The sequence below is a fragment of the Thioalkalivibrio sp. ALD1 genome (assembly GCF_000381245.1).
Taxonomy (GTDB): Bacteria; Pseudomonadota; Gammaproteobacteria; order Ectothiorhodospirales; family Ectothiorhodospiraceae; genus Thioalkalivibrio.
The window spans coordinates 567,316-579,699 of the sequence record NZ_KB906241.1 but is presented as its reverse complement, the minus strand read 5'-3'; the positions used below and the strand labels follow the sequence as shown (position 1 = coordinate 579,699).

Sequence of the window (12,384 nt, the reverse complement as noted above, 5' to 3'; positions counted from 1 at the left end):
CAACTCAGTGCGAAACCGGGCGGGGGGGTTGAAGAACCGCCGGGCACACCAGGACTACTGCTAGACTGGAGTCCATGGAAACGAGAGCCGAAATTGCGGATGTCCGGCGCGTACTGGAACAACATCCGGAACTGGAGCTGGCCATCCTGTTCGGATCGCTGGCTCGCAGCGGCGCACGGTTCGATAGCGACCTCGACCTCGCCGTCAGCGCCGGATCGCCTCTGGACACCCAGGCGCGCATCGCGCTGATCGATGCCCTGGCCGCGTCCACCGGGCGTCCGGTGGACCTCGTGGACCTGACGCAGGCGGGCGAACCCCTGCTGGGCGAGATCATGACCCGGGGCATCCGCGTGCTTGGCAGCGACGAGGCCCACGCGCGCTACCTGACCCGTCACCTGATCGAGCAGGCCGATTTCCTGCCCTACCGTAATCGCATCCTGGCCGAGCGGAGAGACGCGTGGACCCGCGCGTAGTCGAGCAGAAACTCGAGACCCTGCGGTACTGCGTTAACCGGGTCAATCAGCGTTGCTCCGCCACGGCCGAGGAATTGGCCCGGGACCCGGACACCCAGGACATCATTGCCCTGAACTTGTCGCGCGCCGTGCACAACTACGAACGCATCAACTGGGACATCACCCACGCAGTCTGTTCCCGTCATCGGGATGATTTTCGGGCCTTCGCACGCGTGGTTTCGGACCGGACCTGACCCACAAGCCGGGCAGCCGGTATCATCTGATACCCCCACGGATCAGGTACCCCCAGCAGACCCCCATGGCAGGCCTCATTCCACAGGCATTTATCGACGAGCTGCTCGAGCGCAGCGATATCGTCGAGGTGATCCAGCGCCGCGTGAGCCTGAAGAAGGCCGGGCGCGAGTTCGCCGCCTGCTGCCCGTTCCACGGCGAGAAGACCCCCTCGTTCTACGTCTCCCCGCAAAAGCAGTTCTACCACTGCTTCGGCTGCGGGGCGCACGGCACGGCCATCAGCTTCCTGATGGAGTACGAGAACCAGAGCTTCCCCGAGGCGGTGGAGCAGCTGGCCGAGCAGGCCGGACTGGAGGTCCCGCGCGAGGCCGGGGGCGATGACAAGCGCGAGGCCCACGCGCCGCTGTACGAGGCCCTGAACGCGGCCGCCGAATACTACGTGCAGCAGCTGCGCCACACGCCGAAGGCGGTCGAGTACCTGAAGAACCGTGGCATCGACGGTAACACCGCCCGCGACTACCAGATCGGCTGGGCCCCGCCCTCGGGCCTGATCGAGGCGCTCAAGCCACGCTTCACCCCGCAACAGCTGGTGGATGCCGGCCTGGCCGCACGGCGCGACGACGGGCGCATCCGCGAACGCTTTCGCGCGCGCATCATGTTCCCGATCCGCGACCGGCGCGGGCGCATCACCGGTTTCGGCGGGCGCCTGATCGAGGACGGCGAGCCGAAGTACCTGAACAGTCCGGAGAGTGAAGTCTTCCACAAGGGACAGACCATCTACGGCCTGTTCGAGGCGCGCAAGGCCGGCACCCGGCTGGATGACATCGTGGTGGTCGAGGGCTACATGGACGTGGTCGGGCTCGCCCGCGCCGGTTTTCGGCGCGCGGTGGCCTGCATGGGCACCGCCCTGACCCGCGCCCACCTGGACAGCCTGTTCCGCCAGGTCTCGCGCATCACCCTGTGCTTCGACGGCGACGCCGCCGGACGCCGCGCGGCCTGGCGCTCGCTGGCCGAGGCCCTGCCCGCAATCCAGGGCTTGCGCGAGGTGCGCGTGTTGTTCCTGCCCGAGGGCGACGACCCCGACAGCCTGGTGCTGCGCGACGGCCTCGCCGGCTGGGAGGAACGCCTCACCGGCGCCCTGCCCCTGTCCGAGACGCTTGTGCGGCTGCTGCGCGAGGAACACCCGACCGACACCGCCGAGGGCCGCACCCGCTTCGCGCACGCCGCGATGAAGCTGGTCGCCACCACCCGTGATCCTCTGTTCCGCGACCAGCTGATCGAACGTGTCGCCCAGGAGACCCACCTGAGCCCGGAGCGACTGGGCGAGCAACTCCGCGATGCCGAAGACGGGAGCGCCCGCGCGACGGCCCCGGCCTCCGCACCCACGGACATCCCCGAGGCACCAGACAGCGAGCCGGCGGGCGCCGCGCAGGAGACACCCTCCGCCCTTTGGGGGGCGCTGCTTGCGCGAATCCTGCAGCACCCGGAGCTCGAATGGTCCCAGCCCGAGCTGGCCGAACTCACGGCCTTCCCCGGTACCGCCGCGCAAACACTGGGCAAGCTGCTGGAGGCCCTGCGCGAACGCCCCGGCTGCAGCAGCGCCCACCTGCTGGAACGTTTCCGTGACGATCGCCACTTCAACCGCCTGCAGGCCCTGGCAGCGCGGGAGCTTGGAGATGGCGATCCGAAGGTGACCCGGCAGGTGGCCATGGACTGCGCCCGCCAGCTCCTGCTCCAGCAGGCGCGCACACGGATTCGTGAACTCACTCGCGCAGGCCGAGAACTCGCCACGGAACAACGCGAGGAGCTCGCGCGTCTTACTGCACTACTGCAGAAGACAAACACCGGTTAGGCTCCCCCGAAGTACGCCCATCGAAGGCCGTAACCCATTGAAATCGAAAAGCCTACCCCCAAGTCTCTTGTCGGGATTTCCGTGACCCGGCAGAGGGTTTGGCGGGCGAATCCCGGCAATATAAGAATCTTCTGCTACAATGCAGGATTGATTTTTCTACGACCCATTCAGCGACCCAGGCACCTCGGAGTACGACGTCAATGAACCGTGAAGAGCAACAATCCCAGCTCAAGGAACTGATTGCCAAGGGCAAGGAGCAGGGATACCTCACGTATACCGAGGTCAACGACCACCTGCCCGACTCGATCATCGACTCCGACCAGGTCGAGGACATCATTGCGATGATCAACGACATGGGCATCGCAGTGCACGAGCAGGCCCCGGACGCCGACAGCCTGCTGCTGTCCGACGGCTCCGTTTCCGCTGACGAGGACGCCGAAGACGCCGTGGCCGCGCTCGCCTCGGCCGATTCCGATTTCGGTCGCACCACCGACCCCGTGCGCATGTACATGCGCGAGATGGGCACGGTCGAGCTGCTGACCCGCGAAGGCGAGATCCGCATCGCCAAGCGCATCGAAGAGGGCCTGATGCAGGTCCTGTTCGCGCTCGCCCACCACCCGGGCGCGATCGAACACCTGATCCGCGAATACGACCAGATCGTCGAGAACAACGGTCGCCTGACCGATCTCGTGGTCTCCTTCATCGACCCGAAGAACCCGCTGGACGGCGAAGCCGTCGCGCGCGGGCTGGTCTCCCCGGAAGACGCCCAGAAGGCCGAAGAGGCCCAGAAGGCCGCGGCCGCCGAGGCCTCGCCGGAGCTGGATGCGATCGTGGAAGAGGTCGAGGACTCCGAGGAAGAAGACGCCGAACCGGTGGACACCGGCCCCGACCCGGAAGAGGCCCGCGAACGCTTCAACAAGCTGCGCAAGCTGCACGCCAAGGCCCACAAGGCCTTCGAGAAGGGCGACCGCAAGGCCTACGCCACCGCGCGCGAGGCCACCGCCAAGTACTTCATGGAGTTCAAGCTGGTGCCGCGCATGGTGGACCAGCTAACCACCAAGCTGCACGGCACCATCGACCGCATCCGCAGCCATGAGCGCCGCATCATGGAACTGGCCGTGAACCAGGCGCAGATGCCGCGCAAGGCGTTCATCGACAGCTTCCCGAAAAACGAGACCAACCTCGACTGGATCAAGCAGGCCTGCAAGGCCAAGGGCAAGTACACCAACGCCCTCGCCGAGCACGAGGAAGAGATCGTGCGCCTGCAGAAGAAGCTCGCCGAGATCGAACACGAGGCCAGCCTGAACATCTCCGAGATCAAGGAGATCAATCGCCGCATGTCCATCGGCGAGGCCAAGGCCCGCCGCGCGAAGAAGGAGATGGTCGAGGCCAACCTGCGCCTGGTGATCTCCATCGCCAAGAAGTATACCAACCGCGGCCTGCAGCAGTTCCTCGACCTGATTCAGGAAGGCAACATCGGCCTGATGAAGGCCGTGGACAAGTTCGAATACCGTCGCGGCTACAAGTTCTCGACCTACGCCACCTGGTGGATTCGCCAGGCCATCACCCGCTCCATCGCGGACCAGGCCCGGACCATCCGCATCCCGGTGCACATGATCGAGACGATCAACAAGCTCAACCGCGTCTCGCGTCAGATGCTGCAGGAGATGGGCCGCGAGGCCACGCCGGAAGAGCTGGCCGAACGCATGGAGATGCCCGAGGACAAGATCCGCAAGGTGCTGAAGATCTCCAAGGAACCGATCTCCATGGAGACCCCGATCGGCGACGACGAAGACTCCCACCTGGGCGACTTCATCGAAGACGAAAAGGTCGCCTCGCCGTCGGACTCCGCCGCGCGCGAGAGCCTGTCCGAGGCCACCCGCGAGATCCTGTCCACGCTGACCCCGCGCGAGGCCAAGGTCCTGCGCATGCGCTTCGGCATCGACATGAACACCGACCACACCCTCGAGGAAGTCGGCAAGCAGTTCGATGTCACCCGCGAGCGCATCCGCCAGATCGAGGCCAAGGCCCTGCGCAAGCTGCGCCACCCAACCCGCGCCGAACTGCTGCGCACCTACACCGACGCCGAATAACCGGCGTCCCGGCCAAACCGCCGGAACCTGCCCTGCCGATGCGGCGCCATCCCTGCCTTTCCGGGTAGAATGGCGCCGCAGTCGTTTGTACCCTCCCCAAATACGGGCCTGTAGCTCAGTTGGTTAGAGCAGGGGACTCATAATCCCTTGGTCGTCGGTTCGAGTCCGACCGGGCCCACCACTCGCTTGCGCTCCTGTTGGGCGGGTCGGACTATTCCAGTCGCGCGCCTGCCGGCGCACGCCGTTCCGGCCTCGCGAAGACAGGCTTCGCGCCGCTGCGCGGCCGGCCTCCACCCAACCGGGCCCACCAATCGCTTGCGCTCATGCTGGGCGGGTCGGACTATTCCAGTCGCGCGCCTGCCGGCGCCCGCCGTTCTGGCCTCGCGAAGCCATGCTTCGCGCCGCTGCGCGGCCGACCTCCACCCAACCGGGTCCACCAATCGAACCCTTGCTTCCAGCGCGAGGTCATTCCAGGAGCATTACGCTCAGGCTGCCTCGGCAGTGATGAGGCCTCGCTGAAGGTCGACGGTGATTCGCTGACCCTCTATGACCGTGGCACAGGCCAGCAGGAAGATTTCCACGAACTCGTTGCGCTCCTCCTCCGGCATCTCCGAGGAGGTATTGGAACCATTGAAGGTGCCGAACATGGTGTCGTGGGCGCCTGCTACGTAGAGGATCAGGCGCTGCATGGCGGCCTGGTCGTCCGGCGATGGCGCGGCGGTATCCAGGACTGGCTCGTCCAGCTTCTGCTTGATGGTGGAATAGAGATGGAACAGATATTCCGCCGCGCTCTGGCGACCCCGCCGATCCTGCAGGGTGAAGTTGGCCGACACCGCCTCGCCACTGCGAGCACGCAGGAGGATGTGCTTCGGCTCGGGCTGATCGTCGGCGTACGGGTTCAGGATGTTGGCCACGATGTCTCCCGTGGGGTATGGACGAGTGGCGGGCCAGAGTACGAGACCGCCTTCGAGATTTCCATGACGCCCCCGCCAGCCGTGTAGCTATCCACTGTGGTGGATGCTGAAATGTGGACAGACCTCTAGGCGACCGGCCTTAATCCCACCCGGCGCACCAGCTGTGGCGCGCCCGCTCACGCACCTCGACGGAGGCACTTGAAGGGGCGCACCCTTGCTGGCACGTTTCAAGTCAAAAGCGTGTTCGTGCCGATTCCGGCCCCAAGTGGAGCACCACGATGGCGAAATCCGTTTTGATGTGCCGACCGGAACACTTCGCTATCCACTATGAGATCAACCCCTGGATGGACCTTGAGTGCCCCGTGTGTCCGGAGACCGCGACCCGGCAATGGGAGGCGCTTTATCAGCTGTATACGGAGACCCTTGGCTGGGACGTGCACCTGATCCCGCCCGTCGAGGGGTTCCCGGATATGGTCTTCACGGCCAACGGCGCGCTCGTCGTGGATGACAAGGTGGCGCTACCCACCTTCCGGCATCCAGAGCGTCAGGGCGAGACCTGGTGGTTCGAAAGCTGGTTTCGCGAACAGGGATTCACGGCGCTCTACCAGCCCCGCCACGATTTCGAGGGCGAAGGCGACGCGCTAATCTGGAACGACACGATCTTCGCCGGCTACCCCTGGCGCAGTGATCAGGCGGCACACGCCGAGCTCGCGTCGTTTCTGGATCTGGAAGTCGTTAGCCTGCAGTTAACCGATGCCCGCTTCTACCACCTCGACACGGCTTTCACGGTGGTCGACGGCCAAACCGTTGCGCTCTATCCGCCCGCTTTTACCCAAGAGAGCCTGGAGGCGGTACGACATCGTGTGCCCAATGTGATCGAGGCGGACGAGGCCGATGCGCTGGCTTACGGCCTCAATGCGGTTAGTGATGGCGAGCGAATCGTCCTGAGCGACCGGGCCGCGGGGCTCGCCGAACGCTATCGGCAGCACGGCATGGAGGTGCACCGGGTCGCGATCGACGAATTTCAGAAATCCGGTGGCGGCATGAAGTGCATGACGCTGGACCTGAAAGGGAGACTGAAAGGACACTGACCCCACAGTGCTCCCCTAGCACTTCGAGTAGCCGCAGTCGCGGCAGGTAGGGCAACCGTCGATGATCTCGAGGTGACCGCCGCACTGTGGGCAGGGCGCGGCGCCTGTGGCCACCCGATGCGGGGCTTCCAGGATGGTGGAGGCTTCCGGGGTTCGGGCCCTGTCGCGATAGGCGGCGACCAGTTCGCGGAGCGGGCGGGGGTGGCCGTCGGGGTCCAGGAAACCACGGCGCTGGAGGATGCGTTGCAGGGCGTGGGCGATCGCGGCGACCTCGGAGGGGTGGTACAGCGGCTTTCCGTATTCGTTCTCGCCGCAACGGACCGGGCCGCGGTCCCAGGTGACCTTGCGCAGGTCGCGCAGGGCGCGGGCGGCATAGCCGCCACGGGCCGCCAGCGACAGGCTGCGCATGGTCGCGGAGATCCACTGGTAGGACTCGGAGTGCTGCCCGGTGGGCAGGAAGAACTCGATCGGGCGCTCGATGGTCACGCGCTCGCCGCTGACCGTGCCGGAGACGGCCACGAAGCTGACCACCAGGTATACCGTCTGCGGCCCGTCCTGGGTCCAGTAGCGCACCTTCTCGGTGACCGACTCGAGTTCGCCCTCGGGGCGCGACGGGATGCGCTTGCCCAGCGGGTGGTCGTCGCCGCTGGACGCGCCCTCGCCCTGCGGGGTGTCCGAGCGGCGAAAGGCGATGATGGGCTGGTCGATCCGGTGCATCGTGTCCTCCCAGACGGCGTCAGACGTCGTCGTAGTAGCCCTCCTCCAGCGCGGCGAAGAGATTCGCGGCGTTGTGGATCTGGCCTTCGTATTCGACTTCTTCGTCGCCGCGCAGGGTCAGCTCCCGGCCGTCCACCAGGGTGAAGGTGTACCAGGTGCTGCGCAGGCGTTCGGGGTCCATGAGCACGCCCATCTGTGCCTGCGGGTTGGGCCGGTAGGTGGTGCAGCCCTTGAGCCCGGAGCGCCAGGCCTGCAGGTAGACCTGCTGGAAGTCCTCGAACGGAATATCGCTCGGGACGTTGAGCGTCTTGGAGATGGCCGAGTCCACCCACGGCTGCGCGGCGGCCTGCATGCAGATGTGAGCGTCCACACTGACCTGGTCCGCGGTGATCGCGTTGGCAGGGAGATCCCCCGGCCCGGCCTCGGCATCGATCCGGGCGCGGTAGGCCAGCAGTTCGTAGGAATAGCAGTCCACCGCCTCGCGGGTGCGCCGCCCGGGGCGACGGATATTACGCGTGGTGTGGTGCAGAAAGGTCGGTTCGATCCCGTTGCTCGCGTTGTTGGCGACCGAGAAGCTGATGGTGCCGGTGGGCGCGATGGAGGTGGCGTGGGTAAAGCGCGCGCCCTCCTCGGCCAGCGCCGCGGCCAGCGCCGGATCCTCCTCGGCGATGCGCTGCATGTAGGGGCTGAAGCGCGCATGCAGCTCCCGTCCCTTCAGCACGTCGCCCACCTGATAGCCGGCCTCGGCCAGCGCCGACTGACGCCGAAACATGTCCGCGGTCAGCGTAAACTCCTCGTCCATGATCGGCGCAGGGCCCTTCTCGCGCGCCAGATCCAGCCCCGCCCGCCAGCTCTCCAGCGCCAGGCGGCGACAGACCTCCGCGGTGAAGTCGGCGGCCGACTCCGAGCCGTAGGTCTCCCCCAGCATTGCCAGGGCCGACCCAAGCCCGAGGATGCCCATGCCGTGGCGACGCTTGCGCAGCATCTCGGCGCGCTGTTCCGGCAGCGGCAGCCCGGAGATGTCCGCGACGTTGTCCAGCATGCGCGTGAACACGCGCACCACCCGCTCGAAACGCGCCCAGTCGAAGGCCGCGTCGGCGCTGAACGGCGCGGATACGAACCGAGTCAGGTTCACCGACCCCAGCAGACAGGCCCCGTCCGGTGGCAGCGGTTGCTCCCCGCAAGGATTGGTCGCCCGGATCACCTCGTCGAACGAGGCGTTGTTCTGGCGGTTGACCTGATCGATCAGGATGACGCCGGGTTCGCCGACGTCATAGGTGCTGCGCATCAGCGTGTCCCACAGCTCGCGGGCGCGCACGCGGCGGTAGATGCGACAGGCGACCTGGCCCTGATCGTCGACGCGGTAGCCGTCCTCGACCACCGGCCAGTCGCGATAGACAAGCTCGGATGTCGCCACCCGGTCCTGCTCGACGGGCAGAAGCGGGAAGGCGAGCGCCCATTCGTCGTCGCGCTCCACGGCCTCCAGGAAGGCATCGCGCACCAGCACGGACAGGTTGAACTGGGTCAGCCACCCCTTGCGGCGCTTGGCGAGGATGAAGCGCTCGATATCCGGGTGGCCGATGTCCAGCGTCGCCATCTGCGCCCCGCGTCGGCCACCCGCCGCGCCGATGGTGCGGCAGGTCTGGTCAAAGATCTGCATGAAGGCGACCGGGCCGTTGGTCGGCGCGCCGGCACCCGCGACCAGCGCACCCTTCGGGCGCAGGGTGCTGAAGTCGTAGCCGATGCCGGCCCCGGCCTTGAGCGTCAGGCCGGCGGCGGTAGTGGCATCCAGGATGGCCTGCAGCGAGTCCCGGATCGTGCGCGAGACGGTGCAGTTGATCAGGGTCGTCTGCGGTTTGTGGGCCTCGGCCCCGGCATTGGCCAGGATGCGCCCGGCCGGGATGGCGCCATTGTCCAGCGCCCAGCGGAACTCGCGCTCGATCGGCGCGCGCTTGCCGGGTGCCTCGACCGCGGCGAGGGCCCCGGCGACACGGTCGAACATCGCCTCGACCGAGGGATCCACCGGCTCGCCTTGGGCGTCACGCAACTGATAGCGCTCGACCCAGATCGAAGCCGAGGAGGGCTGCAGGGGCACGTCGGGCGACGTGTCTCGTGGGAGGCGATCGTTGTCCTGCCATTGCCGGCTCTTGCCCATGCTGGCCCGCCGCGTTGCGCTCGATCGAAGGGCGCTGCGCACCCTTCCCCGATCATGGGCGCCGACGCCGCAGGCTGCAAGAACGCACCGCGACCAGTGTCAGAAGCGATCGAGACCCGCGAGCGGGTTGGAGAGCTCGCGCACGCGCATCCAGGAGGCGATGCTGGCGCGCCAGCGACGCGTGGGCAGCACCGCGTGCGGCACACTCTGGCTGAGGAACATCACCAGCGTGCCGGCCGTGGGCTGGATGCGCTCGCATTCGCGGTCCGCATCGTCATAGATCGCGAGCTGGCCTCCGTCCCGCTCGTGCCAGTCGCGGTTCAGGTAGAACACCAGCGACAACCGGCGGCAGTTGCCGGCCTGAAAGGCGTCCACATGCCGGGCGTAATGGGTACCGGGCGGGTACAGGGCAAAGTGCGATTCGGTCTCGAACAGACCCGGGATCAGCGTGCGGCTCACCTGCAGCCGGATCGCATCCAGGCGTTCCATGAACGCCTGCTGGGCCGGGCTGGCGCCATCCAGCCAGTGGATCCAGTCACCACGGGTGGCCCGATCGCGGTGGCGCTCGCCCCCGCGGCCGATGCGCGCCTGCGCCAGCTGCGCGGCATCGCGCAAGGCATAGACCTCGTCGTGCAGCGCATCGACCGTCTCCTCGGGCAGGAAGTCGGGCCAGACGCACCGCTGATCGTGCACCAGCGCATCCAGCCAGCCTGCAGGCTCGAGGGCCTCGGGAACCGGGGATTCAATGACGGCCGGCGCACGGGCCGGAAGTGTCTCGACAGGGTGCGACCACTCGGGGCCGGGAACAGGCAGGTTCACGTGCGGGGTCTTCCATTCGGGCCGCGGATGCGGCACGCAGGCAAGTGCCTGCCCGATGCAATATACCGGGAAAGCAGGGGCGCGCAAGCCCCCACTGGACCGCGCGACACGACCCTGTCAGTGGCTCAGAAAGCCCCCGGAAATCAGCTGCTGGCGCAGCGCGGCCTGTCCCTCGGTAACCCGGGCGCGGGGACCGCGCAGGCCCAGCTCGACCTGCGGGGCCTGGCGGTCCATCCGCGGCAGGCAGGAGATGCGCAGGTCGGGGAAGGCGGCCTCCATGGCCTCGAGCACCGGGACCAGGCGGCTCTCGGTCACGTTCTCGAGCACCAGGACCTCCTCGACCGAGCCGGCAGCGGCGTCACGTCCGGGGAAACGCTGGTCCAGCACCCAGCGCACCATCGGTTCGGCCATGACCGGGAATCCCGGCACGCAGTGATGACGCTGGCAGCTAAGCCCCGGGATACCGTTGACCGGATTCGGGATCAGGCTGGCCCCTTCCGGCAGTTCGGCCATGCGCACGCGGTGCGGCCAGGCCTCTGCGCCAAAGCGTTCCTCGAGGATGGACATGAAGTCCGGGTGCGGCTGCAGGGGAAGCCCAAGCGCCTCGGCGAGGCAGGCGCGGGTGCGATCGTCCGGCGTGGCGCCGATCCCGCCAAAGCTGAAGACCTCCGCCCCGGTCGCCAGCGTCTCGCGAAAGGTCTGCGTCAGGCGGCCTGCGTGGTCCCCGACAATACGAATCCAGGCCAGCTCCAGCCCCTTCTCTGCCAGAGCGGCAGTGAGGTGTTCCTGATGCCGGTCACGGCGCTTCCCGCTGAGCAGCTCGTCGCCGATGATTACGGCGCCGATCTCGGTCTCGCCGGTTTGCTCGGCTCGCCCGGGCGCGGTGGTCTCGTCCATTGCGGCCTACTGCTGCGCGCCCAGGGCCAGCGCCCGTTCGCGGGCGGCGGCGCGGGCCTCGGGGGCATTGTCCGGATCGTCCAACCACGGGGCGATGTGCTGGTGGGCCAGCCCGGCCAGGAAGTCGAGATGGTCGTCCCGGTCGTTCAGCGCCGGGATGTAGTGGAAGCGTTCGCCACCGGCCTTGAGGAAGATCTCGCGGTTCTCGTCGCCAATCTCCTCGATGGTTTCCAGGCAGTCGGCCGAGAAGCCGGGGCAGATCACATCCACCGAGCGCACGCCCTCCTTGGGCAGTGCCTTCATGGTCTTGTCGGTATAGGGCTTCAGCCACTCCTCGCGGCCGAAACGCGACTGGAAGGTCACCTGCCACTGGTCGTCGTTCAGGCCAAGTTGGGCCGCCAGCTTCTGGCCGGTGGCATGGCACAGACAGTGGTACGGGTCGCCCTTGAGCAGATAGCGCTTCGGGATGCCGTGGAACGACATCACCAGGCGGTCTGCCCGGCCGTGCGTATTCCAGTGCTCGCGCACGCTGCTGGCCAGGGCCTCGATATAGCCGGGCTCGGCGTCGTAGGAGGCGACGAACTGCAGATCCGGAACCCAGCGCCAGCCCTTCAGTACGTCGGCCACCGCGTCGAAGGTGGAGCCGGTGGTGCTCCCCGAATACTGCGGATAAAGGGGCAGCACGATCACGCGGCGAACGCCCTGGCGGCGCAGCTCGTCCAGGCCCGCCTCGATCGACGGGTTGCCGTAGCGCATCCCCAGCGCGACCGGCACCTCCTCGCCGACCTGTTCGGCCAGGCGGTTGCGCACGCCCTCGGCCTGACGCCGCGAGATGGCCAGCAACGGCGAGCCGTCGTCGGTCCAGACGGTGGCGTACTTGGCGGCCGAGCGCCGCGGGCGGATGTTCAAAATGACGCCGTTGAGGATCAGCCACCACAGCGGGCGCGGGAACTCGACCACGCGCGGGTCCCAGAGGAATTCCTTCAGATAGCGCTTGAGCGCCGGGGCGGTGGGCTCGTCCGGCGTACCGAGGTTGGTCAGCAGTACGCCCGCCTTGCGCGGCTGGCCATGGCGGTAGTCCGCCTCTCCGAAGTACTTCATGGTGCTCCCTGCGGCAATAGAGGATGGATGACTCCTGTCGG

11 protein-coding genes and 1 tRNA gene are annotated in these 12,384 nt (G+C 67.1%); 6 read left to right on the top strand and 6 right to left on the bottom strand.

Translation table 11 applies throughout. The features are described 5' to 3' along the window. The first annotated feature begins 74 nt into the window (after window positions 1-74). The 5 genes from F623_RS0102735 (at window position 75) to F623_RS0102715 (ending at window position 4,830) form a co-directional block, all read left to right on the top strand. Window positions 75-473 (top strand): nucleotidyltransferase family protein, encoded by a 399-nt coding sequence (locus F623_RS0102735; RefSeq protein WP_018860827.1) that lies wholly within the window; start codon window positions 75-77, stop codon window positions 471-473. Next, a complete protein-coding gene (locus tag F623_RS0102730; RefSeq protein WP_018860828.1) occupies window positions 458-706 on the top strand; it encodes a hypothetical protein in 249 nt (82 codons plus the stop codon). Before F623_RS0102735 ends, F623_RS0102730 begins: the two co-directional genes overlap by 16 nt. Window positions 707-771: 65 nt before the next feature. After that, on the top strand, window positions 772-2,556 hold the full coding sequence (gene dnaG, locus F623_RS0102725) for a DNA primase (RefSeq protein WP_018860829.1): 1,785 nt from the start codon (window positions 772-774) through the stop codon (window positions 2,554-2,556). A 200-nt stretch (window positions 2,557-2,756) separates the two neighbouring features. Next, the gene (rpoD, locus tag F623_RS0102720; RefSeq protein ID WP_019572143.1) at window positions 2,757-4,649 is read left to right on the top strand and encodes an RNA polymerase sigma factor RpoD; all 1,893 of its coding nucleotides are present in this window, start codon (window positions 2,757-2,759) and stop codon (window positions 4,647-4,649) included. 104 nt (window positions 4,650-4,753) lie between these two features. After that, window positions 4,754-4,830 (top strand) — tRNA-Ile (locus F623_RS0102715). 304 nt (window positions 4,831-5,134) lie between these two features. On the opposite strand, the gene F623_RS0102710 is transcribed toward F623_RS0102715, so the two are convergent. Next, window positions 5,135-5,563 carry a hypothetical protein gene (locus F623_RS0102710; RefSeq protein WP_018860831.1) on the bottom strand — a complete coding sequence of 143 codons (429 nt, stop codon included), beginning with the start codon at window positions 5,561-5,563 and terminating at the stop codon, window positions 5,135-5,137. 161 nt (window positions 5,564-5,724) lie between these two features. On the opposite strand from F623_RS0102710, the gene ddaH reads away from it, so the two are divergent. Beyond that, window positions 5,725-6,654 carry a dimethylargininase gene (ddaH, locus tag F623_RS0102705; protein WP_369771387.1) on the top strand — a complete coding sequence of 310 codons (930 nt, stop codon included), beginning with the start codon at window positions 5,725-5,727 and terminating at the stop codon, window positions 6,652-6,654. Window positions 6,655-6,669: 15 nt separating this feature from the next. On the opposite strand, the gene F623_RS0102700 is transcribed toward ddaH, so the two are convergent. The 5 genes from F623_RS0102700 to hemH form a co-directional block, all read right to left on the bottom strand. Continuing rightward, entirely contained in the window at window positions 6,670-7,371 is a 702-nt protein-coding gene (locus tag F623_RS0102700) for a hypothetical protein (RefSeq protein ID WP_018860833.1), read from the bottom strand. A 19-nt stretch (window positions 7,372-7,390) separates the two neighbouring features. Continuing rightward, complete coding sequence (locus tag F623_RS0102695) at window positions 7,391-9,526, bottom strand: adenosylcobalamin-dependent ribonucleoside-diphosphate reductase (RefSeq protein ID WP_018860834.1); 2,136 nt, start codon at window positions 9,524-9,526, stop codon at window positions 7,391-7,393. A gap of 99 nt (window positions 9,527-9,625) precedes the next feature. Further along, window positions 9,626-10,345, bottom strand: a complete 720-nt coding sequence (locus F623_RS0102690) for a 2OG-Fe(II) oxygenase (protein ID WP_018860835.1) — start codon at window positions 10,343-10,345, stop codon at window positions 9,626-9,628. 117 nt (window positions 10,346-10,462) lie between these two features. Beyond that, window positions 10,463-11,242 carry a molybdopterin-binding protein gene (locus tag F623_RS0102685; protein ID WP_018860836.1) on the bottom strand — a complete coding sequence of 260 codons (780 nt, stop codon included), beginning with the start codon at window positions 11,240-11,242 and terminating at the stop codon, window positions 10,463-10,465. A 6-nt stretch (window positions 11,243-11,248) separates the two neighbouring features. Continuing rightward, window positions 11,249-12,343, bottom strand: a complete 1,095-nt coding sequence (gene hemH / locus F623_RS0102680; RefSeq protein WP_018860837.1) for a ferrochelatase — start codon at window positions 12,341-12,343, stop codon at window positions 11,249-11,251. Window positions 12,344-12,384: the final 41 nt, after the last annotated feature.